At 61.5% G+C, this 25,160-nt stretch carries 17 protein-coding genes; 2 read left to right on the forward strand and 15 right to left on the reverse strand.

Annotation, left to right across the window (positions count from 1 at the left end; genetic code table 11):
* Window positions 1–26 precede the first annotated feature (26 nt).
* Complete coding sequence (locus ATI14_RS10080) at window positions 27–5,090, forward strand: dermonecrotic toxin domain-containing protein (RefSeq protein ID WP_016972552.1); 5,064 nt, start codon at window positions 27–29, stop codon at window positions 5,088–5,090.
* Here ATI14_RS10080 and ureC read toward each other — a convergent pair.
* The 11 genes from ureC to urtA all read right to left on the reverse strand — a co-directional run bounded on the left by ureC (window position 5,087) and on the right by urtA (window position 15,228).
* Window positions 5,087–6,787, reverse strand: coding sequence for an urease subunit alpha (ureC, locus tag ATI14_RS10085; RefSeq protein ID WP_016972551.1), 1,701 nt, complete (start codon window positions 6,785–6,787; stop codon window positions 5,087–5,089). The genes ATI14_RS10080 and ureC overlap by 4 nt on opposite strands.
* Before the next feature lie 125 nt (window positions 6,788–6,912).
* Entirely contained in the window at window positions 6,913–7,221 is a 309-nt protein-coding gene (locus ATI14_RS10090) for an urease subunit beta (RefSeq protein WP_016972550.1), read from the reverse strand.
* A complete protein-coding gene (locus ATI14_RS10095; RefSeq protein WP_016972549.1) occupies window positions 7,218–7,751 on the reverse strand; it encodes a GNAT family N-acetyltransferase in 534 nt (177 codons plus the stop codon). The genes ATI14_RS10090 and ATI14_RS10095 overlap by 4 nt, the downstream gene beginning before the upstream one ends.
* Window positions 7,752–7,756: 5 nt before the next feature.
* Window positions 7,757–8,269 carry a GNAT family N-acetyltransferase gene (locus tag ATI14_RS10100; protein ID WP_016972548.1) on the reverse strand — a complete coding sequence of 171 codons (513 nt, stop codon included), beginning with the start codon at window positions 8,267–8,269 and terminating at the stop codon, window positions 7,757–7,759.
* 9 nt (window positions 8,270–8,278) lie between these two features.
* Complete coding sequence (locus ATI14_RS10105; RefSeq protein ID WP_010213535.1) at window positions 8,279–8,581, reverse strand: urease subunit gamma; 303 nt, start codon at window positions 8,579–8,581, stop codon at window positions 8,279–8,281.
* Between the two features lie 177 nt (window positions 8,582–8,758).
* A complete protein-coding gene (locus ATI14_RS10115; protein WP_016972547.1) occupies window positions 8,759–9,598 on the reverse strand; it encodes an urease accessory protein UreD in 840 nt (279 codons plus the stop codon).
* A gap of 30 nt (window positions 9,599–9,628) precedes the next feature.
* Complete coding sequence (gene urtE, locus ATI14_RS10120; protein ID WP_016972546.1) at window positions 9,629–10,327, reverse strand: urea ABC transporter ATP-binding subunit UrtE; 699 nt, start codon at window positions 10,325–10,327, stop codon at window positions 9,629–9,631.
* A gap of 128 nt (window positions 10,328–10,455) precedes the next feature.
* On the reverse strand, window positions 10,456–11,277 hold the full coding sequence (gene urtD / locus ATI14_RS10125; RefSeq protein WP_020372600.1) for an urea ABC transporter ATP-binding protein UrtD: 822 nt from the start codon (window positions 11,275–11,277) through the stop codon (window positions 10,456–10,458).
* Between the two features lie 8 nt (window positions 11,278–11,285).
* Window positions 11,286–12,353 (reverse strand): urea ABC transporter permease subunit UrtC, encoded by a 1,068-nt coding sequence (gene urtC, locus ATI14_RS10130; RefSeq protein ID WP_080520630.1) that lies wholly within the window; start codon window positions 12,351–12,353, stop codon window positions 11,286–11,288.
* Window positions 12,353–13,855, reverse strand: a complete 1,503-nt coding sequence (urtB, locus tag ATI14_RS10135; protein WP_016972543.1) for an urea ABC transporter permease subunit UrtB — start codon at window positions 13,853–13,855, stop codon at window positions 12,353–12,355. The genes urtC and urtB overlap by 1 nt, the downstream gene beginning before the upstream one ends.
* A gap of 107 nt (window positions 13,856–13,962) precedes the next feature.
* Window positions 13,963–15,228 (reverse strand): urea ABC transporter substrate-binding protein, encoded by a 1,266-nt coding sequence (urtA, locus tag ATI14_RS10140; RefSeq protein ID WP_016972542.1) that lies wholly within the window; start codon window positions 15,226–15,228, stop codon window positions 13,963–13,965.
* Window positions 15,229–15,519: 291 nt separating this feature from the next.
* Here urtA and ATI14_RS10145 point away from each other — a divergent pair, with 291 nt between their 5' ends.
* Complete coding sequence (locus ATI14_RS10145) at window positions 15,520–20,121, forward strand: DUF4329 domain-containing protein (protein ID WP_016972541.1); 4,602 nt, start codon at window positions 15,520–15,522, stop codon at window positions 20,119–20,121.
* A 2-nt stretch (window positions 20,122–20,123) separates the two neighbouring features.
* On the opposite strand, the gene ATI14_RS10150 is transcribed toward ATI14_RS10145, so the two are convergent.
* The 4 genes from ATI14_RS10150 to ATI14_RS10165 all read right to left on the reverse strand — a co-directional run bounded on the left by ATI14_RS10150 (window position 20,124) and on the right by ATI14_RS10165 (window position 25,109).
* The gene (locus ATI14_RS10150) at window positions 20,124–21,134 is read right to left on the reverse strand and encodes a FecCD family ABC transporter permease (RefSeq protein WP_016972540.1); all 1,011 of its coding nucleotides are present in this window, start codon (window positions 21,132–21,134) and stop codon (window positions 20,124–20,126) included.
* A complete protein-coding gene (locus ATI14_RS10155) occupies window positions 21,131–22,078 on the reverse strand; it encodes an ABC transporter substrate-binding protein (RefSeq protein WP_080520629.1) in 948 nt (315 codons plus the stop codon). Before ATI14_RS10155 ends, ATI14_RS10150 begins: the two co-directional genes overlap by 4 nt.
* Window positions 22,075–22,863 carry an ABC transporter ATP-binding protein gene (locus ATI14_RS10160; RefSeq protein ID WP_016972538.1) on the reverse strand — a complete coding sequence of 263 codons (789 nt, stop codon included), beginning with the start codon at window positions 22,861–22,863 and terminating at the stop codon, window positions 22,075–22,077. Before ATI14_RS10160 ends, ATI14_RS10155 begins: the two co-directional genes overlap by 4 nt.
* A 137-nt stretch (window positions 22,864–23,000) precedes the next feature.
* Window positions 23,001–25,109, reverse strand: coding sequence for a TonB-dependent receptor (locus ATI14_RS10165; protein ID WP_016972537.1), 2,109 nt, complete (start codon window positions 25,107–25,109; stop codon window positions 23,001–23,003).
* Between the last annotated feature and the right edge of the window lie 51 nt (window positions 25,110–25,160).

Genomic DNA, 25,160 nt, shown 5'->3' on the forward strand with positions numbered 1-25,160 from the left:
CTTTGAATCCTGACGGATGTGATGCGATGCCTACCCTGATCAATGGTGCCCCGCTTGGCACTCACTACGACTTTATCAAGGCGAAAGTCCCGGACTGGTTTACCCAGGCCAACGCCCGGCGCCGCGAGGAGCTGGGCAGCCATACCCTGCAATTGCCGCACTGGTTCGGGGAGGCCACGCCGGCCACGAGAGCCACATTGGGCCTGGGCCATGCCCGTTATCGCGAAAGCTTGAATGCCGTCGACCAGAGTCTGGGCCGTATCGAAGACATTGCGGCATTCGCCGAACCGCTGCTCAAGGCAGCGATCCGGCAACAGTTCAACCTGGACCTGGATGTGCGCAGTGTGTACTTCGCGCGCAAATACGCACCCCAAGACCGCAGTGGCGTGTCAGCTTTCCTGGACATTGACGCCACCCGCGACGCCTCACTGCAGGCTCGCTACCTGGGAACCTCATTGCTGGAAACGGCCCTGGCCAATTTTGAACCCAGTGAAGAACGCGCTCTGCCATGCGCCGATTGCCAGATCATAACCACCTGGGGCTCCTACACCGATGAGGCCATTCCCTCGTTCTCGGTGCTGCAGGATCACGCCATTGCCATCCCCGCCCATGAGTTTGCGCGTCTGTGCCGCCAGCTCGACCTGGGGGCGCAGTACCAGGCGCATATCCAGGCACAGCTGCTACCTGATGACCGCGTCCGGCGTACCGCCCTGGAACAATCCCTTGAACAGCATCACCGCGAGCAACTGACGCTAAGCCTGCAAATCGCCGCGATGCAGCAGACGGTGAGCGCCAGTGCTCGCCGCATGCTTGAGCAATTGCTGGTTGATCCTGCAACCGCCACGCTCGATGGCCGGCCCGTCACGCTTTCTGCATTGGTGGTTTTCGACTCGGTACTGGTGGGGCCTTTGCTCATTGGGGCGGCACGTAAAGGCAGTGGCAGGACCGAGCGTCTGGTGGTCTACCTGCCCGATGACCCGCTACACCCCCTCAAGGAATACGCGAGCAGCGGTGCGTTCATGGCCGACCTGCGAGCACGCTTGCACAGCGCGTCTTATCGCGAGTATTTCAGCCGCTTTATCCCCCTGCGCGAGCAAGGCACCTTCTTTCATCGCTTCAAGACGTTGTATCGACTCGACGGCTTGAATGGCGATTACCCATTGCAGGCCCACCCACCCAGGTTGCCCATGGGCGAACAGGCAATCGGTGCAACCCCCTGGATCCAACTGCGCCAGGCCCGGACCCGCAAGATTTTCGCCGATGCGCGGGCAGTGGCCGTACCCACCGGCGATGAGGATCGCGTAGCACGTCTGGCCCGGCTGTTGGGTTTTTACGATGCGGTGGTGGATGTGTTTAACCTGGCCGCATTCGTGGTGCCCGGCGTGGGGCCGCTTATGTTGCTGGTGGGGGCCGCACAACTATGCGGCGAAGTGTTCGACGGCATCGAAGCGTTCGAGCACGGTGAGGTGCAGGAAATGTGGGCGCACCTGGCCAGCATCGCGTTGAATGTCGCGGCGGCCGGCACTGCGGCCAAGGTGTTGCCGCAGGTCCGGCTGTCGAGTCTGGTGGACGGTTTGCAGCCGGTGACCCTGGCCGACGGCAAGCAGAAGCTGTGGCGAGGCGACCTTGAGGCCTATCGAGTACCCATTGCGCTGCCGGTTGATGCCCTTCCCGATGCGCTCGGGTTGTACACCGACAATGGGCACGCATTGCTCGGCATTGAAGACGGGATGTATCGGGTGGTCCGGGACCCGGCCAAAGGTGAGTACCGCATACGTCACCCATCCCGCGAAGGTGCTTACGAGCCCAGGCTTTCCCACAATGGTCAGGGAGCCTGGAGCCACGAACTGGAGCAGCCCCAGACATGGCAAGGCGCGCGCCTGATGCGGCGGTTGGGGCCGGTGGTGCGCGGTTTCAGTGATGCCGAGCTGGAGCAGATCCGCCATGTCAGCGGAGTCGATGAAGACGCGTTGCGCCGGTTGCATGCAGAGCACACACCCGTGCCCGCGATTCTGCTCGATACCGTACGCCAGTTCCGCGCCTATGCCAGCGCGGTTCAGGTTGCCGCGGGCATTGGCGCCGGGGGCCTGCCGGACGTTTTGTGCGGTTACGCGGCGAGCGTGGCCGTCGAGCTGCCGGGCTGGCCGGCTGGTTATGCGATCGAGGCGTTTGCGGGCGCTGACCTCGGCGGGCCGTCGGTGAAATACGGTGACGTCGACGCGCTTGCCGGGCGAACCTTGAAAATCCATCGGGCAGAATTGATGGGCGGGAAGTTGCCGGAACGGATCACGGATTTTTTCGACGAGCAGCAAATGGATCGGCTGGTGGGGCGCTATACCGCGCGTGACCGCACGGCACGTATCGACGCGATGAAAAGCCGCCTGCAAGACCAGGCAAGCCGAATGCGCGCACGCCTGATGCGCAGCCTCTATGCCGACCAGCAACCTGCGACCGACGCGGCAGAAGCGCTGGTGCAGCGTGACTTCAAACACCTGCCCACGCTGATGGTACGGGAGATGCTGGACAGGTTGCCGCCCGCACAGCGAACGGCCCTGGACCATGCCACCCGCCTGCCGTTGGACGTTGCCCAGCGTGCGCGCCAGCTGCAACAGCAGGCGCGATTGGCCCATGCCTACGAAGGACTGTACCTGGACGCACTGGTCAATCAGGACACCGAGGCGCTGGTGCTCAATACGCTTCACCGGCTGCCGGGCTGGAGCGACAGTCTTCGCCTGGAGGTACGCGAGGGTGACCTGCAGGGCGCGCTGCGTGCCAGCTATGGCAACCCCGACGCCGCTGAACGCAAGGTGCTGGTGCGCGTGGGTGACGGCCGTTACGAGGCGCGTGATGAGCGCGATCAGCACCTGCATGGTGTCGACGACCTGTACGCCTCCCTCCAGCACGCCTTGCCCGACCGGCACCGCCGCGCCCTGGGGTTACCCCATGTCGGGCAGGGGGCCCAGCTCAAGCAAAAAATCATCGCCAATGCCCTGTCCCGCGAGTCGCTGCGGGCGGTGTTGAATATGCAGACGCCGACGCGCTCGTTTTTCCACACACCAGTGCGGGTTGCCGGCAAGTTGGGTTACCCGTTGACCGGGCGTGGCGTAGGCACCAGCCCAGTCACCATAGAAAGTCGGGTGCGTGAGTTGTTTCCGGCGATGAGCGATGCGGCGCTGGTTGACTACCTGCAAGGAAAAGACCTGGAAAACACCGCGTGGCTATTTGCATTGGAAGTGGATTACAAACGACTCGGTGATGTACTGACGGAATGGCGTTGGGCCAACCGAGATAACGCTTCCTTGCGCACGCGACGCCGGATTTCCAGTGCGATCAAGGCGGCGTGGCGTAACAGCAGCCCGCACTGGGATTACGATGTCAGGGGGGCTTATCGCGGGCAATGTATTGAACTCTCCGGTGAAGAGTTTGGCCCTGAGCTGGCGACACTGCCGGTGCTGCCGGGCAATTTCAATCATGTCACGAGCATACGGCTTATTGACTGCGCATTGACTGAGGCCGGTACGGAGTTTTTATCGACCTTCCGCAAGCTGCGTGCGCTGGATCTCTCGAACAACGCGCTTACGCGTTTGCCGCCGGTCGTGGACGAGCTGCCGTTCCTCGAACACTTGGCCCTGGAGGACAATGAGATTGTGCTGACCACCGAATCGGTCGCCAGCCTGCGCACTAAGCGGGCGATGGAAATGCTGTCTCTGGACGGTAACCCACTTGGCATGCCGCTCGATATCAGCCGCATGGGGCGCTTGAAATTTTTGATGTTAGCCAGTTGCGAACTGAGCCAGTGGCCCACGGGCCTGTTTGCCATGCATCGGTCGCGGGAGTTCGTACTCGACCTGTCGTACAACCCGCTCAGTCAGATTCCAGAGGTGGCGCCGGGTTCCGAGCGGGCCGAGACACTTGCCAGGACGGCGGTCAGCCATGATCAGGTATCGCCCGAGGTGTCTGCAAAACTCAAGCTGTATATGGAGTCTATCGGGCTGGATCCCGGGCGTGTCTTCCCGCCGCGTCGGTTACAGGGCAGTGGGCATTGGATGGCGGGTCTGACGCCGGAGCAGTGGCTGGAAAAACTGCCTGTCTGGAATGCGGTTGAAGAGGCCGAAGGCGCCGAGCCCTTTTTTAACGAACTGCAAAAACTGAGCACGTCCTCCGATACCCTGGAGCCGAACTACAAGGAGCAACTGACGGCCAAGGTGTGGCGAATGCTGGAGGCGATGGCGGCCGACACGGATTTGCGCGAGCACCTGTTCCTGATGGCGCTGGCGCCCACCACCTGCGTGGATGCTGGGGCGCAGTTGTTCAATGCGATGGGGGTCGAGGTGCTGGTGCAAGAAGCTCGCGGCATTCTTGATGAACCGTTGCGCACGCAAACATTGCTTGGCTTGGCAATCGGCAAGTCGCGCCTGGATGAGTTGGGCAAAATTGCGAAGGCCAGGATGCGTGAGCTCAAGGACGCGGGTATGCCGTATCCGATCTACGATGAGCAGGGCCTGATAATCACTCAATATGACGCGGCCGGTGAGCCACTGGCGACCATTGATGAGGTGGAGATCGACCTTGCCTATCACACTGGGCTGGCGACCGCGCTGGACCTGCCTTGGCAGTCCCGAACCATGATGTTTGTCGAGCCTAATGTCACGCCGGTGCAGCTTGAAAACGCCTACAGGCACATCGAAGCCCTCGAACAGGGGGATTTGTTGAGCGTGCAAGTCGCGCAGCAGCCGTTTTGGGAGAGCTATATCCGAGACGCCTATGCCGAACGTTTTCGCGACGCTGAACGCAGAATTGGTGCGCTGACCGACTTGATCGTCGCGCAAGAGGAATGGCAGGCTGGCAGCGTGCTGTCCGCGCCGCACCGGCAGGCGTTGCGCGACACCATTCTTTCGGCGGGCCAGGTGTTGGGCAAAACGTCGGAACAACTGGCGCAAGGGCAGGTGATGAGCCAGGAGCAGTACACCGCCGAATTGGCAACCCTGAGTGAGGTGTACAACCAGTTGCTGGTGACGTTGACGGGTACGATAATCCGCCGGTTCCCCAGCAGAGCCTTGGCGCCGTGGGCGCCAGGGCTACTGCCTTAAAACAGGAAATACCGCTGGGCCATCGGCAGCACATCCGCCGGCTCGCACCACAGCAACTTTCCGTCGGCCTTGACCTGGTAAGTCTGTGGGTCGACCTCGATGTCTGGCAGGTAGTCGTTGTGGATCAAGTCGGTTTTCTGCACTTCGCGGCAGCCCTTGACGACCGCGATCTGCTTCTTCAAGCCCAGGGCCTCGGGCAATCCGGCGTCCTGGGCGGCCTGGCTGATAAAGGTCAGGCTGGTGGCGTGCAGCGAGCTGCCGAAGCTGGCGAACATCGGGCGGTAGTGCACCGGTTGCGGCGTGGGGATGGAGCCGTTGATGTCGCCCATCAGGCTTGAAGCAATCGCGCCACCCTTGAGAATCAGGGTCGGCTTGATGCCGAAGAACGCCGGGCGCCACAGCACCAGGTCAGCCCATTTGCCCACTTCGATGGACCCTACGATATGGCTCACACCGTGGGTAATTGCCGGGTTGATGGTGTACTTGGCGATATAGCGCTTGGCGCGGAAGTTGTCGTTGCCGGGGCCATCACCCGGCAGCGGGCCGCGCTGTTTTTTCATTTTGTCTGCGGTCTGCCAGGTGCGCGTGATCACCTCGCCGACGCGGCCCATGGCCTGGCTGTCGGAGCTGATCATCGAGAACGCGCCGAGGTCGTGCAGGATGTCTTCGGCGGCGATGGTTTCGCGGCGGATGCGGCTTTCGGCGAAGGCCACGTCCTCGGCGATGCTCGGGTCGAGGTGGTGGCAGACCATGAGCATGTCCAGGTGTTCGTCGATGGTGTTGCGGGTGAACGGCCGCGTCGGGTTGGTGGAGCTGGGCAGCACATTCGGGAAGCCGCACGCCTTGATGATGTCCGGCGCGTGGCCGCCACCGGCACCTTCGGTGTGATAGGTGTGAATGGTGCGGCCCTTGAGGGCGGCGAGGGTGGCCTCAACGAAGCCGGACTCGTTGAGGGTGTCGCTGTGGATGGCGACCTGCACGTCGTATTCATCGGCGACGCTCAGGCAGTTGTCGATGCTGGCGGGCGTGGTGCCCCAGTCTTCATGCAGCTTCAAACCGATGGCGCCGGCTTTCACCTGCTCGATCAACGGCTCCGGCAAGCTGGCGTTGCCTTTGCCGGTAAAACCGATGTTCATCGGGAATGAGTCGCTGGCCTGGAGCATGCGCGCCATGTGCCATGGACCGGAAGTGCAGGTGGTGGCGTTGGTGCCGGTCGCCGGGCCAGTGCCGCCGCCGATCATGGTGGTGACGCCACTGGTCAGCGCCTCTTCGATCTGCTGCGGGCAGATGAAATGCACATGGGTGTCGATGCCGCCGGCGGTGAGGATCATGCCCTCGCCGGCAATCACTTCGGTGCTGGCGCCGATGGCCATGGTTACCCCGGGCTGCACGTCCGGGTTGCCGGCTTTGCCGATGGCGTGGATGCGTCCGTTTTTAAGGCCCACGTCAGCTTTGACGATGCCCCAGTGGTCGATGATCAACGCGTTGGTGATCAGGGTGTCGACCACTTCATGGGCGAGCAACTGGCTCTGGCCCTGGCCATCGCGAATGACCTTGCCGCCGCCGAATTTCACTTCTTCGCCGTAGATCGTGAAGTCCTGTTCGACTTCGACGAACAGCTCGGTGTCGGCCAGGCGAACCTTGTCACCGACGGTGGGGCCGTACATGTCGGCGTAGGCTTGTTTGGAAATTTTCATCGCACGTTATCCTTGATCGTTCCCACGCTCTGCGTGGAAATGCATCGGGTGACGCTCTGCGTCACGACGTTAAGAGGGGACGCGGAGCGTCCAGGGTGGCATTCCCACGCGGAGCGTGGGAACGATCAGTCGAGGTCGCCCATAATCCGGCCGGCAAACCCAAATACTCGCCTGCCCCCGCTCAAATCCACCAACTCCACCTCCCGACTCTGCCCCGGCTCAAACCGCACCGCCGTGCCCGCCGGAATATTCAGGCGCATGCCCCGGCTCGCCGCGCGGTCAAACGTCAGCGCGTCATTGGTCTCGAAAAAATGATAATGCGAACCCACCTGAATCGGCCGGTCGCCACGGTTGGCCACGCTCAGGGTGACGGTGCGGCGCCCGGCGTTTAGCTCGATGTCGCCAGGCTGGATCTGATATTCACCAGGAATCATGCAGGTTGCCCCAGGGTCTTGAAGTAGATGGCGGTCGGGCTGTAGCGCCCGTCCGGGCTTTGGCAATAGTCGGGCAGCTCACCGATTTTGATGTAGCGCAGCGACTGGTAGAAGGCTTCGGCACCTGAACCCGCTTCGGTGTCCAGGTACAGCAGGCCGCGCTTGTGCTGGCGCGCGGCGAGTTCCAGGGTGTTCATCAATTGCTGGCCAAGGCCGTGACGCCGCGCGCTGCTGTGCACCAGCAGCTTTTGCACCTCGGCACGGTTGCGGCCGTTGGCTTTCTGGCACAGCGCCAATTGCACGCTGGCGATCACTTGCTCGTCACGCACTACCACCCACAACAACAGGCTGGCGTCTTCGACACTGGCTTGCACGCCGCCCAGGTAATCACGCGCCTGGGTTTCATCGAAGTCGGCCATGAAGCCAACCGAAGCACCATGCTTTACCGCGTCCAGCAACAGCTCAATCAAGCCCAGGCGGTAGTGGGCAAAACTTTCAGCATTGACTCGACGCAGTTGCGCGGCGCTCATCGATCTCACTCCTTGGGCGGTTCGGCGCCCGGGTTCAAGGTCAGTTGCATGAAGGTCAGGTCCAGCCAGCGGCCGAATTTAATGCCCACCTGCGGCATCTGCCCGGTGGTGATAAAACCCTGGCGCTCATGCAGGCGAATCGAAGCCAGGTTGCCGCTTTCGATGGCGGCGACCATCACATGCTTGCCGCACCCGCGCGCGCGTTCGATCAGGGCTTCCATCAGGCGCGGGCCGAGGCCCTTGCCGCGCTGGTCGTTACGCACGTACACCGAGTGCTCGACGCTGTAGCGGAACCCTTCGAACGGGCGCCAGTCGCCAAACGAGGCGTAACCGGTGACTTCAGCGTTTTCCACCGACACCAGAATCGGATAGCCCTGGGCATGGCGCGCGCTGAACCAGGCCTGACGGTTGCCCAAATCCACAGGCTGTTCGTTCCAGATTGCCGTGGTGTTCAGCACCGCGTCGTTGTAAATGTCGCGGATCGCCGGCAGGTCGCTTTGGGTTGCATCACGAATCATGGCCGGGCCTCACGCGATCGGCTGGTGAACGGTGACCAGCTTGGTGCCGTCGGGGAAAGTGGCTTCCACCTGGATGTCCGGGATCATTTCCGGAATGCCTTCCATCACCTGCTCACGGCTGAGCAGGGTGGTGCCGAAGTGCATCAGGTCGGCCACGGTGCGGCCATCGCGGGCGCCTTCCATCAGCGCGGCGGAGATGTAGGCGATGGTTTCCGGGTAATTGAGCTTCACACCCCGCGCCAGGCGTCGCTCGGCGACCAGGCCAGCGGTGAAGATCAGCAGTTTGTCTTTTTCCCGTGGGGTCAAATCCATGGTTCAAGGTCTCTCATAGACAGCATTCTTAAAAACAACAGAGATCCAATGTGACAGCCGCTTTGTGTGGGAGCTGGCTTGCCTGCGATGCAGGCGGCTCGGTGTCTCTGGTTGACCGAGGTGATGCCATCGCAGGCAAGCCAGCTCCCACAGGAAGCAGATTCCACTTTTGGATCTTCATGTGCTCCAGATACGGGGTGGAACGGCTTCTCGGCCCAGTACGGCCGGGCGTAAGAGGCGCCATAAATCAATCAGCCATGCCCGAGCATGCAACGCTTCACTGGCCAGGCAGCGGGCCACCAGCAAACCCGGTAATTGGCTCAGGTCGCCGCGCACCGCGTGGGGCAGGGCGCGGCAGTGTTCAAGCAATTCAGGGGCGATGTCAGCCGTCAGCAGCAAGGTGGCGAATACCGGCTGGCCGTCCAGGCCGATCGGCGAGTCGAGCAAACCGTCGGCGCCTACAATGCGCTGGCGCTCGTGCCAGAGCAACTGGCCGTCGCGGCGAATATCCAGATGCGATTGAAAGTGGCCGAGGTCGAAACGCTCGCCGCTGGCCGGGCGACCAAGGGCGACCACGTCCCAGTAGAACAGCCGCGCGTCGCCTTGCAACTCAATGCGCGTGGTCAGCTCGGCCTGGGCGGCGCTGAACACAATGGTTTCCTGGGGCAGCCATTCCAGCGTGGCGCCGGCTTCCACCGTCAGCTCGACGTGCTGATAGGCCGGACCCTTGGCGCGATACCATTTGGCCGCGCCGGGGCTGGTCAACTGGGCCCAGGCGCCCGCGCCGAGGTGGGCGCTGATGTCCAGGCGATCGCCGCCGGCAATGCCGCCCGGCGGGTGCACGATGATGTGCTGGCACACCTCGGGGCCTTCGGCGTACAGGTGTTTTTGCACCCGCAGCGGGCCGAGGTGACGGCGCATCACCGGGCGTGTGGTGTCGCCAAAACGCGCGTAGCCGAGTTCCAGCTCGGCGTGCCAGCTGGGGGTAAACAGGGCAGGAGGAACGGGCAGGGTCATGGTGATTGCTTATGATCGGGACGCCACAGATTAAATCGTAACGAGCCCGCGCACACCCTCACTTTCCATATTTTCACCTCGGCCCTGCTGCACGATTTCCCCGCGGGACATCACCAGGTACTGGTCGGCCAGCTCGGCGGCAAAATCGTAGAACTGTTCCACCAGCAAAATCGCCATATCGCCGCGTGCGGCGAGTTTTTTGATCACCGCACCGATTTCCTTGATCACCGACGGTTGGATCCCTTCGGTGGGCTCATCCAGAATCAACAGGCGCGGGCGGCTGGCCAGGGCACGGCCGATGGCGAGCTGTTGCTGCTGGCCGCCGGACAGGTCGCCGCCGCGCCGATGTTTCATCTGCAGCAGCACCGGGAACAGCTCGTAGATGAACGCGGGCACTTCTTTGGCTTCGGCGCCGGGGAAGCGCGAGAGGCCCATCAGCAGGTTTTCCTCCACGGTCAACCGCCCGAAAATCTCCCGGCCCTGTGGCACGTAAGCAATGCCCGCGTGCACGCGCTGGTGCGGCTTGAACCCGGTGATGGCCTTGCCTTCCCAGTTCACCGCGCCTTCTTTGGCCGGCAGCAAACCCATCAGGCACTTGAGCAGAGTGGTCTTGCCCACGCCGTTACGGCCGAGCAGGCAGGTGACCTCGCCAATCTTCACGTCAAAGCTCAGCCCGCGCAGGATGTGGCTACCGCCGTAGTACTGGTGCAGCTTGTCGACTTGCAGCATGTTCAAATTCTCCTGGATAGATCGTTCCCACGCTCTGCGTGGGAATGCCTCTTGTGACGCTCTGCGTCACGCTTTGGGACGCGGAGCGTCCCGGGCTGCATTCCCACGCGGAGCGTGGGAACGATCATTCAGCGACCGAGGTACACCTCGATCACGCGCTCGTTTTCCTGCACTTGCTCCAGCGACCCTTCGGCCAGCACGCTGCCCTGGTGCAACACGGTCACGTGGTCGGCAATCGAGCCGACAAAGCCCATGTCGTGCTCCACCACCATCAGCGAATGCTTGCCCGCCAGGCGCTTGAACAGCTCGGCGGTGAATTCGGTTTCGGCGTCGGTCATGCCGGCCACCGGCTCGTCCAGCAACAACAGTTGCGGGTCTTGCATCAACAGCATGCCGATTTCCAGAAACTGCTTCTGGCCGTGGGACAGCAAACCGGCCGGGCGTTGCGCCGAGGTGCTCAGGCGAATGGTGTCGAGGACTTCAGCGATGCGGTCTTTCTGCTCGCCGCTCAAGCGTGCGCGCAGGCTGGCCCACACCGATTTGTCGGTTTTCTGCGCCAGCTCCAGGTTTTCAAACACGCTCAAGGCTTCGAACACCGTGGGCTTCTGGAACTTGCGACCGATGCCGGCCTGGGCGATCTGCACTTCGCTCATGCCGGTCAGGTCCAGGGTTTCGCCGAACCAGGCGTTGCCGTGGCTGGGGCGGGTCTTGCCGGTGATCACGTCCATCAACGTGGTCTTGCCTGCGCCGTTGGGGCCAATGATGCAGCGCAGCTCGCCAACGCCAATGTAGAGGTTCAGGTCGTTGAGCGCCTTGAAACCATCGAAGCTGACGCTGATGTCTTCCAGGGTCAGGATGGTGCCGTGGCGCGTGTTCAGGCCCTTGCCGGCCGCCTGACCAATGCCGATGGCGTCGCGGCCGCTGCCCGCGTCGAGAATAGGTTCGAGCATGACGTTCCTCATTTCTTCAGCAGGCCGATGATGCCCTTGGGCAGGTACAGGGTGACGATGATGAACAGCGCCCCGAGGAAGAACAGCCAGTATTCCGGGAAGGCCACGGTGAACCAGCTCTTCATGCCATTGACCACGCCGGCGCCAAGCAGCGGGCCGATCAAGGTGCCGCGCCCGCCCAGGGCCACCCACACGGCGGCTTCAATCGAGTTGGTCGGCGACATTTCGCTGGGGTTGATGATGCCCACCTGCGGCACGTACAACGCGCCTGCCAAACCGCACAGCACTGCGCTCAACACCCACACGAACAGCTTGAAACCGCGCGGGTCGTAGCCGCAGAACATCAGGCGGTTTTCCGCATCGCGAAGGGCCGTCAGTACCCGGCCAAACTTGCTCTGCGCCAGGCGCCAGCCGGTGTACAGGCTGGCGACCAGCAACAGCACGGTGACAAAAAACAGCACGGCCCGGGTGCCCGGCTCCGTAATGCCGAAGCCCAGGATGCTGCGAAAGTTGGTGAAACCGTTATTGCCGCCAAACCCGGTCTCGTTGCGAAAGAACAGCAACATGCCGGCAAAGGTCAGGGCCTGGGTCATGATCGAGAAATACACGCCCTTGATCCGCGAGCGGAAGGCGAAGAAGCCGAACACCAGCGCCAGCAAGCCCGGTGCCAACACCACCAGGCACATGGCCCAGAGGAAGTGGTCGGTGCCTGCCCAGTACCAGGGCAATTCGGTCCACGACAGAAAGGTCATGAACGCCGGCAATTCGTCGCCGGAGGCCTGGCGCATCAGGTACATGCCCATCGCATAGCCGCCCAGGGCAAAGAACAAACCGTGGCCCAGCGACAACATGCCGGCATAGCCCCACACCAGGTCCAGCGCGAGGGCGACAATGGCGTAGCACAGAATCTTGCCCACCAGCGTCAAGGTGTAGGCCGAGACATGCAAGGCGTTGTCCGCCGGCAACAGTGACAGCAGCGGCAGGGCGAGCAGCAGCGCGAGGATCACCGCGCCCACTGCAATTGTCACTTTCGGGCCGGCCTTTTGCGTGGCCGTCAGCATCAATGGTTGGTTCATCAGTCGATCACCCGTCCTTTCAGTGCGAAGAGTCCTTGCGGGCGTTTCTGGATAAACAGAATGATCAGCGCGAGGATCAGGATCTTGCCGAGTACGGCACCGATCTGGGGTTCGAGAATCTTGTTGGCGATGCCCAGCCCGAAGGCCGCCGTCACGCTGCCGGCCAACTGGCCGACACCGCCGAGCACCACCACCAGGAACGAGTCGATGATGTAGCTCTGGCCCAGGTCCGGACCGACGTTGCCGATCTGGCTCAGCGCCACGCCACCCAGACCTGCGATGCCGGAACCCAGGCCAAAGGCGAGCATGTCCACGCGCCCGGTGGGCACGCCGCAGCAGGCGGCCATGTTGCGGTTCTGGGTCACTGCGCGCACGTTGAGGCCCAGGCGGGTTTTGTTCAGCAACAGCCAGGTCAGCACCACCACGCACAGCGCAAAGGCGATGATCACAATGCGGTTGTACGGCAACACCAGATTCGGCAGCACCTGAATGCCGCCGGACAGCCATTCGGGGTTGGACACTTCGACGTTCTGCGCACCGAACACCAGGCGCACCAGCTGGATCAGCATCAGGCTGATGCCCCAGGTGGCGAGCAGGGTTTCCAGCGGGCGGCCGTAGAGGTGGCGAATCACCGTACGCTCCAGCGCCATACCGATGGCTGCCGTGACGAAAAACGCCACGGGCAGCGCGATCAACGGGTAGAACTCGATGGCTGCCGGCACGTAGCGCTGCATCAGCAATTGCACCACGTAGGTGGAGTAAGCGCCGAGCATCAACATCTCGCCGTGGGCCATATTGATCACGCCGAGCAGGCCGAACGTAATGGCCAGGCCAAGGGCCGCCAGCAGCAGGATTGAACCCAGCGACATGCCGCTGAAGGCCTGCCCGAGGATTTCGCCGAACATCAATTTGCGTTTGACTTGGGCCAGGCTGGTTTCGGCGGCAGTGTGCACAGCGGCATCGGTTTCAACGCCGGGGGCCAGCAGTGCTTCAAGGCGCGTGCGGGCCAGCGGGTCTCCGGTGCCGCCGAGCAAACGCACGGCAGCCAGGCGTACCACGGGGTCGGGGTCGACCAGTTGCAAATTGGCCAGCGCCAGACCGAGGGCGGTGTGCACGTCCTCGTTGGTTTCGGCCGCGAGCTGCTGGTCGAGGAATTTCAACTGCGCCGGTTGTGCGCTTTTTTGCAGGGTCACCGCCGCCGCCAGCCGGACTTTGGGGTCGGCGGCGAGCAGTTGCTGGCTGGCTTGCACGTTGTCGATCAAGCCGCGCAACCGGTTGTTCAGGCGCACGGTTTTGCTTTCACCGTTAACCGTGAGCTGGCCTTGTTGCAGGGCGTCCACCAATTCGATGCGCGCCGGATCAGGCTGGGCAGCCCAGTCCTGCAGCAGTTTGGCTTGTTGCATCGGGTTGGCGGCAAGGAAGTCTTCGGCGTCGCTGGCGTGTGCGGCCAAAGGCAGCAACAGCAGGGCCGTGAGGATGAAGCGGTACAGGGCAGTGGGCATAGTTTTGGGCCTTGCTCAAACTAATGTGGGAGCTGGCTTGCCTGCGATGGCGGTGTATCAGCTACACCGGGTCGTCTGCATCGCAGGCAAGCCAGCTCCCACAGGGCTTAGTTGCTCTTGACGGCGTAATCCGGCTTCTTGTCATTGCCCGGAATGTAAGGGCTCCACGGTTGGGCGCGGATCGGTTTTTCGGTCTGCCATACCACCGAGAACTGCCCGTCAGACTGGATCTCGCCGATCATCACCGGCTTGTGCAAGTGGTGGTTGGTCTTGTCCATTTCCAGGGTGAAGCCCGACGGCGCGGCGAAGGTCTGGCCGGCCATGGCTTCGCGCACTTTGTCGACATCGGTGGACTTGGCTTTTTCAACTGCCTGCGCCCACATGTGGATGCCCACGTAGGTGGCTTCCATCGGGTCGTTGGTCACGGCTTTATCCGCACCCGGCAGGTTGTGGGCCTTGGCGTAGGCTTTCCAGTCCGCGACGAATTTCTTGTTCACCGGGTTCTCCACCGACTGGAAGTAGTTCCAGGCGGCGAGGTTGCCCACCAACGGCTTGGTGTCGATGCCGCGCAGTTCTTCTTCACCCACGGAGAACGCCACCACTGGGACGTCGGTGGCTTTCAGGCCCTGGTTGGCCAGCTCTTTGTAGAACGGCACGTTGGAGTCGCCATTCACGGTGGAGATCACCGCAGTTTTGCCGCCGGCCGAGAATTTTTTGATGTTGGCCACGATGGTCTGGTAATCGCTGTGGCCGAACGGGGTGTAGACCTCTTCGATGTCTTTGTCCGCCACACCTTTGGCGTGCAGGAACGAACGCAGAATCTTGTTGGTGGTGCGCGGGTACACGTAGTCGGTGCCCAGCAGGAAGAAGCGCTTGGCGCCGCCGCCTTCTTCGCTCATCAGGTATTCCACCGCAGGGATGGCTTGCTGGTTCGGCGCGGCGCCGGTGTAGAACACGTTTGGCGACATTTCTTCACCTTCGTACTGCACCGGGTAGAACAGCAGGCCGTTGAGTTCTTCGAACACCGGCAGCACGGATTTGCGCGACACCGAGGTCCAGCAACCGAACACCACGGCGACCTTGTCCTGGGTCAGCAACTGGCGGCCTTTTTCAGCGAACAGCGGCCAGTTGGACGCGGGGTCGACGACCACCGGTTCGAGCATCTTGCCGTTCACCCCGCCCTTGGCGTTGATCTCGTCGATGGTCATCAGCGCCATGTCTTTAAGCGACGTTTCGGAGATGGCCATGGTGCCGGACAGCGAGTGCAGGATGCCGACCTTGATGGTCTCGGCGGCCTGCACGGTCCAGGTCAGGCCCATGGCGGCAATGGATGCCGAAAGAGTGAAAGCCTTGATCAAGCTGCGACGCTTCATGGTGCGATCTCCGATACCGATGTTTTGTTATGGGTGGCAGATGAGGGACGTTGCAGAGGTGATAGCAAGGGGTGTGCCGAACTTATCCAACCCTGATTGCCAAGGGCTCGATAAACCTGTGTGCCGATTTACTGCACCAATGTGGCGCCCGATTTCGGCGGCGGGGCACGACGATGTGCAGTTGTGGTGCTGCGGGGCGACCATTATTTATCTACCGGTCGGGCGTGGCTCTTCACTCCGAGAATGAAAGAACCGGGCGCCGTGCCCAGGCTTTTTTTTTCAGGAGTTTTCATGGCTATCAGATTGTCACGTGAAGAGCGGGCTGCCAGTTCAAACCGGGGAGCTGCCCAACTGCCGCCTTTAAGCCCTGGGTTTGTGCATGAGGTGGATGCCGCGAACTGGGCCCATCAGGAAATAGGTCAACGACGAGCCGTGGAATACGGCGGGGTTATTGTGCGAGACCCCGCAGGCCTGTATTTCGCTACCCAGCCGGTGGCGGGCGAGGGTATGCAGTTTGATTTACGCACGGTTGTGGGGATCGGTGCCGATGGTCGTTATCTCCAGCCGCCAGGGTACACGTGCGTTGCGACCTACCATTCGCACCCTGCACAGCACGCGCTGATTCTTCAGAAGAACCGCAGTTTTGATGAGCGCATGGCCAAGGCATTTCTGGGGTTTCTGTCCGGTGCGGACTTTTATCGGGATGTGCATGATCGAGATTTCTTCCCTTCCTCCTACCTGTCCGGGCCAGATGGTTCACTGATCCGACACACGCCCACGGGCTCGCCTGCGGAATTCAGTTTTGCCCTGTGGGTGCAGGCCGGAAAACCAGCGAATAACCCTGTGGGGGTGTATGGCGGCTTTGATGAGTTCATCAAGAAAATTTCAACGTTCGGCTCACTGAGTCTGATTGTGCCCACAGCTCTCTGGGGCGGCTCTAGAGGTCGAATACCCGCTGACTGGAAGGTTTTTGAACCCTTTTCGTCGACTGCGGTGACTGAGCAGCCCTTGTTCACAGCCGTCTTTGACCAGGCGCCATTGGCAGTGACGGCCGCGCTGACCTCGCCAACCACCTTCGCATCGGAACCGCGAATCGGCATGGTGCTCAAGCACCTCAGTCAAGAACGTTACATAGCAACGGTTGCCTCGCCCAAACAGGAACCGTTGTTTTCGCTTGATGCGATGTTTCCGGCCGGGCCGGATGGGCAGCCGCGCTTGCCCGTCGGGTACCGCCTGGATGCTCTCTATTTCAGCGATTGGTATGAGGCAGGCGAAGTTGCCGCGAGAGAAAACTGGTTGGCCAGTGCGTTCTTCTCTCCTGCCCAGATAGTGGCCGCTGTCCTTCAGGGGCAACGAACTTCAGGGCTGCAGAATCCTGGTCGTGGCCTGGACCTCTACATGAAAGCTTCTGACCAATCGTTGCTCAAACTCAAAGTGCCTTCAGCCACGCTTGCCACTTCGTTGTTCAAGTTCGACAGTGAGGGGGTGATCAGCGATAACGGGGCGCAGGCGGCGCTTGCAGACGGCACCCTGACACCGCGCAACTTTGTGCGCAGGGTGATCAATGACACCGCGTTGTGGGTGGTTCAGGCGGGCGAGTTGTGGCGTGATGTCGGGCAAGTACACCGGCAATCTGCGCTCCTGGCGCTGACGCCTTCCATTGCCTTGAGCGGCGCATTTGTGTCCTCCCGCGACGCGGCGCTGCATGCCCATGAACAAATCGGCAACCGGCGCGCCCTCTATTACGGCGGGTATGTACTCAAGAAAGCCGACGGCTTTTTTGTGATAACGCAGCCACTGCAGACCCTTGATCATCCATTTGCGTCCACGTTGTTTTTTCCAGTGGGCGGGCAAGGACCGTTGATTCCACCGGAGTCCTATGAGCTGCATGCGCGCTATGGTTCCCACACGGCGCTGTCGATGGTTGATCCAGCATGGGTGCGGCGACGAAATTGGACCCAGGATGAAGCACTGATCAATCTGCAGGTTTTCTCTGATGAAGAGATCCATTCGATCATCCTGGACAAACGCGTAGCGTACCTGTCCGGGGCCGAAGACTGCTTGCTGGAGTACACGCCGAATCAGTCGCCGCAGGAGCAATTGCTGCTGGCGAACATCAGTGCCGCGGTCGAGAGTCGGCGACTTGGCCGTGGATCCGGGCATGGGGGCATCAAACCGGCCGATTGGGTCGTCCGACTGGCCGGCGCCGGAGACTTCAAGATTATCCAGGGCAACGCTTTATGGGGACCTCGTGGCGTCGTCTACAGCGACTGGACGCCCAACTTTGAATATGCACCCAGACTCTCCCCGCCCGACTATGTGTGCTATGGCGCTGTATTTGACAGTGCTGATGAGGCCGCCCGTGACTTGCACCAGCGCGTGCATGGCCGCAATCTTCCTGCGCAGGCTTACTTTGCATTCATCTTCAAGCGCCAAGAGAAGTACGTTGCCACTGAAGCGGTTGGCGTGTTTTTTTCAAATGATTTATTCAAGCTTGGAAGCTTGTTTTCCCGAAAAACCGGCGGCGGGTTCCTGGTACCTGAGGGTTACGAGTTACATGCTCTGTTCAGGTCACAGCAGTGGTCGCCACAGGGGTTGAGCGCAGCGAACAAGTGGCTGACGTTGTATTTCCTCGTGCCTGAGGTGATGTACATAACGCTGTATGAAGCGCGGCGTGATCGGGCGCTCAGCCTGCCGGTTTATTTGTCCATGCTTGATGGTGCGTTGTTGCGGTACGTGCCCTACACAATTGACGTGAAAGCCGGTGGTGAGGCGGACACGTCGTTGATAAACGCGAGGTCGCAGCTGGATTCCGGTGTAACGATGCCTGTGGACTTTGTCAGAGCGTGGGCGCTGAAGGGGGAGTTGCGGGTGCTGCGTACGAGCCTGTGCTGGGACATGGCCGGAGATGTTGGCGGGGCGTGGGCCGGTTTTCAGACGATCAGTCCTCGGAGCTTGAGCCCCGCATTTGCCTCGCCCGATGACGCGGCTCGCCATGCCATGGTTTCTGTAGGCAGGGCATTCAAACGCGCTTATGGGGGCGTCATTCTTAAATTGGTCAATGGCTTGTACGTCGCGACCGAACCCCTGGTCATGCCCCCTCGTGGAATTACGCTGGACTGGATCTATCCTGATCCGACTGTTTCAGCGGGGCTCTACCCGGGTGGCAGCACTATCGTTGCGCGCTACCGGTCTTTGGCGGTTCAGGAAGTCCAACTGTTGCTTTCGACGACTCAAAAGGCTGTGTACCAAAGCATGGTGCCCAGCGATGTACTGGCAAACCTGTTACGCCGAGAAGCGCACATTAAATGTGAATACGTATTGGGGCCGAGCGGCTCGATTCTCAGCTACCAGTTGTCGAACTCTGCGCAAGAGACGTTATTGAAGGGCCAGCTTGCACCCCTGAACCCCGTTAAAGGTGATTTGGCCGACAACGCGATCGAACAACACATTCGCTCAGGCACGCTGTCGCCTCAGGATTTTGTCAATGTGGTGGCCAAGGCTGGCGCCTTGCGGGTAGTGGAGGGCGACACGCTGTGGGGAATCCCCAGGACGTTAAAACCCAATTTTGCTTTGAATCAATACCGAGCGGATCCTCTGGCTATCGTTGCGGTAGCTGCCGACTCTGCGTGCAGCCCTCTATTCACGCGTGCTTTGGACGCCGTAAGGCATGTGCAGCGTAGCTGGCAACCTCAGGATCACGTTGCGGTCGGTTACGTACTCAAGGCAATGGGCAGGGAACTCTACATGGCGACGCTGCCGCTTGTCAGAGAGGCCTACGGCAATTTGCGTTCGGTTTTTACGGACGGAAAATTACCTCAGGGCTATATGCTGGACGGTTTTTACCTGTGTGGATCGACTAAGACAATTGCCCCGGCCGACGATGACATGGCGCGAAGCTTTTTTGCTCCCATGGCTGTTACCAAGGCGCTGGTATTCATCACTTCCCTGCGCAATGGAGGCGTTTTACCGCTGTACCTGCTTTGCGCAGACGGTGCATTGCTGCGGTATACCGTGCCGAAGACCGCACCCGTTACTGATTGGGCGGCTCAAGTGGGCCATGACTCCTTGCAACTGCGCAATGGCTCACTCAGCGTACGGGACTATGTGCGCAGGATGGCGACGATGGGGGCGTTGGAAATTCGGGTGACCAGTGAAGTCTGGAGCCGCAAGCAGCGTGTCGACGCGCAATGGTGGCCGAAAAGGCCGCCGCATGCTTTCCGTGACGATCCCTACTTTCATTCGTTTTGCGGGCCTCTGTACTTCTATGCAGATGACGCTGCGCGCTATGCACAACGGCTGATCGGGCCATTTGCGGGTAAACAGTATCTGGGCGCGATATTGGTACCGCCGCGTTTGTCAGCGTATGTCGCGATTGATCCTGTGGAAAATCGGCCCGGGTTCGGCGACAGCACGCTTGAGCTGTTGTTCTGGGTCGACCATGCCGGGTTTGATGTGCCGCAGAACAACGTATTGCGCAATTACACCATTGCAGCCGTGCATGCCTTTTACAATTCAATACCGTCCACCACCAGCGCGAACACGATCGATACCCGGCTGCTGCCCAATTTTGCTTCCAGTGAGGATTTGAGAAGCTACCTGTCGGTGGTGTCGAGCAATTCGCCAAATGCCGACGCTGTTTATTTGTCCTGTCGGGGTGGGAGCTTGCTCAAGTATGTGCCGGCGCTATCGGCCGCAGAGACGACATTGCTCAACGCCCAGCCTGCGGCCTCTCCGAGTGCGCTGGTCAGCCAATTGAGGCGCCTGGGCAGTCTGTTTGTGCTGGTCAGCGATAACTTCTGGAAAAAACGCGGGCGCCTGGATGACTCCTGGAGCGCCGAGGACCCGGATGCCGGGGAGCCTTGGTATGGCCGCGCCAAAGACGAGCTTTGACGTTAACGCTTGCGCATCAACCCGATAAAAAACAACCCGCCGATTGCCGCCGTGGCCACGCCAATCGGCAAATCCTCGGGGGCGATCAGGGTGCGTGCGGCCACGTCCACCCACACCAGGAACAGGCTGCCGAGCAGCGCGCACACCGGCAATAAGCGCCGATGCTCGGCGCCAACAAGACGCCGGGCAATGTGCGGCACCATCAGCCCGACAAAGCCGATGGAGCCGCTGATGGACACCAGCACGCCGGTCATCAACGAGGCGACCAGGAATACTTTCAAGCGCACAGTGCGGGCGTTCAGGCCGAGGGTCACGGCAGTCTGCTCGCCGGCCATCAAGGCGTTCAACGGCCGGGCCATGCCGGTCAGTACTGCAAGGCCCAATACGACCGTGGCGGCGGGAATCGCCAGCAGCTCCCAGCGCGCCAGGCCGAGGCCGCCGAGCATCCAGAACATCACCGCCGAGGCTGCGCGATGGTCGCCCATGAACAACAACAAATTGGCTGCCGCCATCATCACAAACGACACCGCCACGCCGCACAGCAAGAGGCGATCACTCTCCAGCCGCCCATTGCGGCTGGCCACTGCCAGCACCACCAGCATGCTCAGCAGCGCGCCAATGAAGGCGGCGATGGGCAAAGTCAGCAGGCCCGCAATCTCACCCACATGCAGCACCACGATGACTGCGCCGAGGGTGGCGCCGGAGGTCACGCCGAGCAAGTGCGGGTCGGCCAGCGGGTTGCGCGTGACCGCCTGCAACACGGCGCCGATCAACGCCAACCCGGCACCCACCAGCGCACCCAGCAGCATGCGCGGTACGCGGATCAACCAGACGATATGTTCCTGCCCGGCCGACCAGCTCACGTCACCCAGGCCAAAGGCTTTGAACAGCACGATGCGCCACACCACGTCCACCGGCACCCGCGCCGGGCCAAAGCCCAGGGAGATCACGCAGGAGACCAGCAAGACTGCCGCGAGGGCGGCGAGCAACAAGGCGTAGCGACGGGTGATCATTCGCCGTGGAACCCCTTGGCCAGCGTCTCGACGGCCAGCACGTTATCGATGCCCGGCGTGGCCTGCACGTAGGGGATCACGATGAACCGCTGGTTTCTGATCGCGTCCACCGCTTGCAGCGCCGGGTTGTTGAGCAGGAATTGTTCCTTTTGCTCGGCGGTGATTTCGCTGTAGTCGACGATCACGATCACCTGCGGGTTGCGCTCCACCACGGTTTCCCAATTGACCCGGGTCCAGCTGGCGTCGATGTCGTCGAGAATATTGCGTCCAACCGCCGCCTCGATCAGCGCCTGAGGCATGCCCAAACGGCCGGAGGTCATGGCGCGGTCTTCTCCACTGTCGTACAGGAATACGCGCGGTTTATCAGCGGGCAAATCTTTTTGTATGTCGGCCACCTGCGCCTGCATTTGCGCGATCAGCGCGTTGGCGCGGTCTTGCACGTCGAAGATCTTGCCGAGGTTGCGCAGGTCGTTATAGGTGTCTTCCAGCGTCGCGGCCGGGCGCTTCATCACGAACGCGCAGGACTCGGTCAGCTCATACACATTGATGCCCAGCGGTTGCAGGGTGGCCGGCGTGAGGTCGCCGCCCACGCGCATGCCGTAATCCCAGCCGGCAAAGAAGAAATCCACGTTGGCGTTGAGCAGGGTTTCCACCGACGGGTACTTGCTGGCCAACTCCGGCAGGCCGTCGAGGATCTCGGCCATTTCCGGCGTCACGGATTTCCAGCCGGTCACGCCGCTGTAACCGGCCATGTGCGGTTTGAGGCCCAATGCGAGCATCATCTGGGTCATGTTGATGTCGTGGCTGACCGCGTGCTTCGGCGCTTCCTGAAAAGTCACGTCGCGGTTGCAGCTTTTGACGGTCACCGGGTAATGGGTGGCTGCGGCGAACGCTTGGGAGGTGCCGAGCAACAGGGCAAGGGCGAGAAGGGCGCGAGGGATCATGGTTGGGTTATCCAGGTGATTCGGGGGTAGCCGGACAAGGGATGAGTGTCGATCAGTGCCTCGACGCCGAAAACGTCGCGCAGCAGTTCAGCGGTCAATACTTCATGGGGCGTGCCGCTGGCGATGATGCGCCCGTGGTTGATCACGTACAGACGGTCGCAGAACGCGGCGGCCAGGTTGAGGTCGTGGATGCTCGCCAGGGTGCCGATATTCAGGCGTTTGACCAGCCTGAGCAGTTCCAGCTGGTAGCGCGGGTCAAGGTAGTTGGTCGGTTCGTCGAGGATCAACAACTGCGGTTGCTGGGCCAGGGCCCGCGCCAGGATCACGCGTTGTTTTTCGCCGCCGGAAAGGGTGGCGAACGCATGGTCTTCGAAGCCCTGCATGCCGACGGATTCCAGCGCCTGGCGGATCAGTTGTTGATCGTGTGGCGTGTCGCTGTCGAACAAGCCTTTGTGCGGCGTGCGGCCCATGGCGACCACCTCGTCCACTCGCAGGCCGAAGGCATCGGGGAACTCCTGTAGCACCACCGCGACGCGTTGCGCGCACCATTTGGCGCTTTGTCTCCACACGTTCTGGTGGGCGAGCAATACGTCGCCCTGATCGGGCTGGGTGAACCGGTAGGCACAGCGCAACAGGCTGGTCTTGCCGCTGCCATTGGGCCCGATCAGCCCCACAAACTCCCCCGCGCCGACCTGCAGGCTGGCGTCACACAGGTGGAACTGGTGGCGGCAGTGGCCGTGAACCTGAGGCGTCCAGGTGAGGCGGGTGAGGGTGAGTGAGGTCATTAAAGCTCTCTGATTTAACGCTGTTCAAAATGCGGGAGCTGGCTTGCCTGCGATAGCAGTGAGTCAGGCGATACACCTTGGCCGGATAGACCGCTATCGCAGGCAAGCCAGCTCCCACATTGGGTTTGTGTGTTCAGTTAGAAGGTGTAATCCGCCGTGACGAAGAACGAGCGCGGCTCGCCGAGGATCCACTGCTGCCCGTCGTTGTACTGGCTCACGGCATAGGTGCGGTCAAACAGGTTGTTCAGTTGCAGGCCCAACGTGGTGTTGCGCATGGCTTTCCACGACACGGTGGCGTCAACCACGGTGTAGCTCGGTACTTCGCGGGTGTTGGCCATGTCGGCGTAGCGCGAATCGACGTAACGCACGCCTGCGCCGGCGCGGATGTCATCGGTCACGGCTTTGCTCAGCCACAGGTTCGCAGTGCGGCGCGGCACGTCCACGGGGCGATTGCCATCACGGGACACTTGCACGCCGCCTACGTCTTGCTTGAAGTCGTCATACTGCGCATGAACGATGGCGGCGTTGGCTTGCAACTGCCAGGCGTGCGGCAGTTGCAGGTCGAGGCTGGCCTCCAGGCCACGGGAAGATTGTTGCCCGACTTGCTGCTTGAGGTCCGGGTCTCCCGGTACATCGGTAAGCAGTTTCTTTTTGACGATGTGGTAGGCGGCCAGGGTCCATTCGCCGCGCTGGTCCCAGAAGGCTTGCTTGATGCCGACTTCGGTTTGCTTGGCGGTGGACAGGTCGAATTGTTGCTGGCTCGGGCTCAGGGAAATCAGGCCACCGACGCCGTCGGTGCTGGTGGAGTATTGGCCGTAGACCGAGGTATCCGGTGTGATTGCGTAGACCAGACCGGCTTTCCAATTATTGCCGGTGAGGGTTTTTTCAGTCTGGCTACCGTTGCGCAAGTCATCGCGGTCGACATGGGCGTAGTCGCGGCGGATACCGGTGACCAGCGACAACTGGTCGGTGAGTTGCAGGCGGTTCTCGGCGAAGCCGGCGACGGTTTTGGTGGTGGTGGCGAACAGCGGTTTGAACGGGTCCTGGCTGGTAAACGGCGTGGCGGCCGGGTAGTTGATGTCGATGGGTTGGCCGCCGCTGAGTACATCATCAAACGGCGAGTTACTCGCCAGGCGGAAGCGTATCCGGTTGTATTCCACGCCGGCCACGGTCTGGCTGTCGAGGCCGAACAGGGTGTGTTTGAAGGTGAACGTCTGGCGGTCGCCCACCTGTTCCTGGTTGTGCTTGATGCCGAAGTTGCCGCTGCGGGTCAGCTGGCCGCCGGTGAAATTATAGTTTTCGGCGTTCTGCCAGCGGCGCTGGTTCTTCAGGTAGAACAGCTCATTGGTGGCGCTGACGCTGTCGTTGATCTGCCACTCACTGGTCAGGCGCGTCCACTGGTCGTTGTAATGCTGGGTGTCGTTGCTGACGTTGTAGTTCTTGTCGCGCAGGCTGTTGTACAAATGGCCGTTGATCAGCGGGGTGCCAAAGTAATTTTGCGGGCGCTGGTCGCCATAGTCACTGGCCAGGGTAAAGCTCAGGTTGTCCGCCGCCTGCCAACGCAGGGCGCCACTGACGAAGTCGCTGGCCGAGTCGCCACGGTCAATGAAGCCGTTGCTGCGCAAGCGGTTGAGGTTCAGGCGGTAGCTCAGGGTGTCGGTCAGCGAACCGCCGCTGTCGAGGGCTTGCTGCTGGCGGTCGTAAGAGCCATAGCCCAGGCGGATGTGGTTTTCGATCTCGCCGGTAAAGGGTTTTTTCGGCACGGTGTTGATCACTGCACCGGTGGCACCTTCGCCGTACAACACTGACGCCGGGCCACGCAGTACGTCCACGCGCTCCACCGACCAGGTGTCCACCGGGAAGGTCGAGGTGCCCATGCCCATGTACATGCGGTTGCCGTCGTACAGCTGCATCACCGAACCCTGGCCGGTAAACCCGCGCGCCTGCAACGAGGTGCCACCGTCGCCCGGGGTGCCGGTGCGGCTGATGCCGGTGGCGCGGGAGATGGCGTCCTGCACGCTGGCATCGCCGCGTTCGCGGATTTTTTCGCCGGTCTGGCTTTCGACACTGCCCGGGGTTTGCCGGGCCGTCAGCTTCAGGCGTGAGCCGGCAGTGGTCGGCGTGTCCAGGTCGATACGTTCTTCGTCCACCGCCGGGGCGGTGACGGGGCTGGCGGGCAGGGTCAGGGCGTGGGCGCTGTTATGCAGGGCGAGCAGGCACAGGCCAGACGCGAGGTACTTGTTCATCGGTCGATCAGTCTTCTTGGAGGGATGCTCGCCGCAGTGTGCGGCGAGCAA

The sequence above is a fragment of the Pseudomonas tolaasii NCPPB 2192 genome, assembly GCF_002813445.1.
Classification (GTDB): domain Bacteria; phylum Pseudomonadota; class Gammaproteobacteria; order Pseudomonadales; family Pseudomonadaceae; genus Aquipseudomonas; species Aquipseudomonas tolaasii.

What these genes read in the sequence shown, in the direction of transcription:
- ATI14_RS10080 (WP_016972552.1), top strand. Translation starts at nt 27, where the DNA reads ATGCCTACCCTGATCAATGGTGCCCCGCTTGGCACTCACTACGACTTT.
- ureC (WP_016972551.1), bottom strand. Translation starts at nt 6,787, where the DNA reads ATGAAAATTTCCAAACAAGCCTACGCCGACATGTACGGCCCCACCGTC.
- ATI14_RS10090 (WP_016972550.1), bottom strand. Translation starts at nt 7,221, where the DNA reads ATGATTCCTGGTGAATATCAGATCCAGCCTGGCGACATCGAGCTAAAC.
- ATI14_RS10095 (WP_016972549.1), bottom strand. Translation starts at nt 7,751, where the DNA reads ATGAGCGCCGCGCAACTGCGTCGAGTCAATGCTGAAAGTTTTGCCCAC.
- ATI14_RS10100 (WP_016972548.1), bottom strand. Translation starts at nt 8,269, where the DNA reads ATGATTCGTGATGCAACCCAAAGCGACCTGCCGGCGATCCGCGACATT.
- ATI14_RS10105 (WP_010213535.1), bottom strand. Translation starts at nt 8,581, where the DNA reads ATGGATTTGACCCCACGGGAAAAAGACAAACTGCTGATCTTCACCGCT.
- ATI14_RS10115 (WP_016972547.1), bottom strand. Translation starts at nt 9,598, where the DNA reads ATGACCCTGCCCGTTCCTCCTGCCCTGTTTACCCCCAGCTGGCACGCC.
- urtE (WP_016972546.1), bottom strand. Translation starts at nt 10,327, where the DNA reads ATGCTGCAAGTCGACAAGCTGCACCAGTACTACGGCGGTAGCCACATC.
- urtD (WP_020372600.1), bottom strand. Translation starts at nt 11,277, where the DNA reads ATGCTCGAACCTATTCTCGACGCGGGCAGCGGCCGCGACGCCATCGGC.
- urtC (WP_080520630.1), bottom strand. Translation starts at nt 12,353, where the DNA reads ATGAACCAACCATTGATGCTGACGGCCACGCAAAAGGCCGGCCCGAAA.
- urtB (WP_016972543.1), bottom strand. Translation starts at nt 13,855, where the DNA reads ATGCCCACTGCCCTGTACCGCTTCATCCTCACGGCCCTGCTGTTGCTG.
- urtA (WP_016972542.1), bottom strand. Translation starts at nt 15,228, where the DNA reads ATGAAGCGTCGCAGCTTGATCAAGGCTTTCACTCTTTCGGCATCCATT.
- ATI14_RS10145 (WP_016972541.1), top strand. Translation starts at nt 15,520, where the DNA reads ATGGCTATCAGATTGTCACGTGAAGAGCGGGCTGCCAGTTCAAACCGG.
- ATI14_RS10150 (WP_016972540.1), bottom strand. Translation starts at nt 21,134, where the DNA reads ATGATCACCCGTCGCTACGCCTTGTTGCTCGCCGCCCTCGCGGCAGTC.
- ATI14_RS10155 (WP_080520629.1), bottom strand. Translation starts at nt 22,078, where the DNA reads ATGATCCCTCGCGCCCTTCTCGCCCTTGCCCTGTTGCTCGGCACCTCC.
- ATI14_RS10160 (WP_016972538.1), bottom strand. Translation starts at nt 22,863, where the DNA reads ATGACCTCACTCACCCTCACCCGCCTCACCTGGACGCCTCAGGTTCAC.
- ATI14_RS10165 (WP_016972537.1), bottom strand. Translation starts at nt 25,109, where the DNA reads ATGAACAAGTACCTCGCGTCTGGCCTGTGCCTGCTCGCCCTGCATAAC.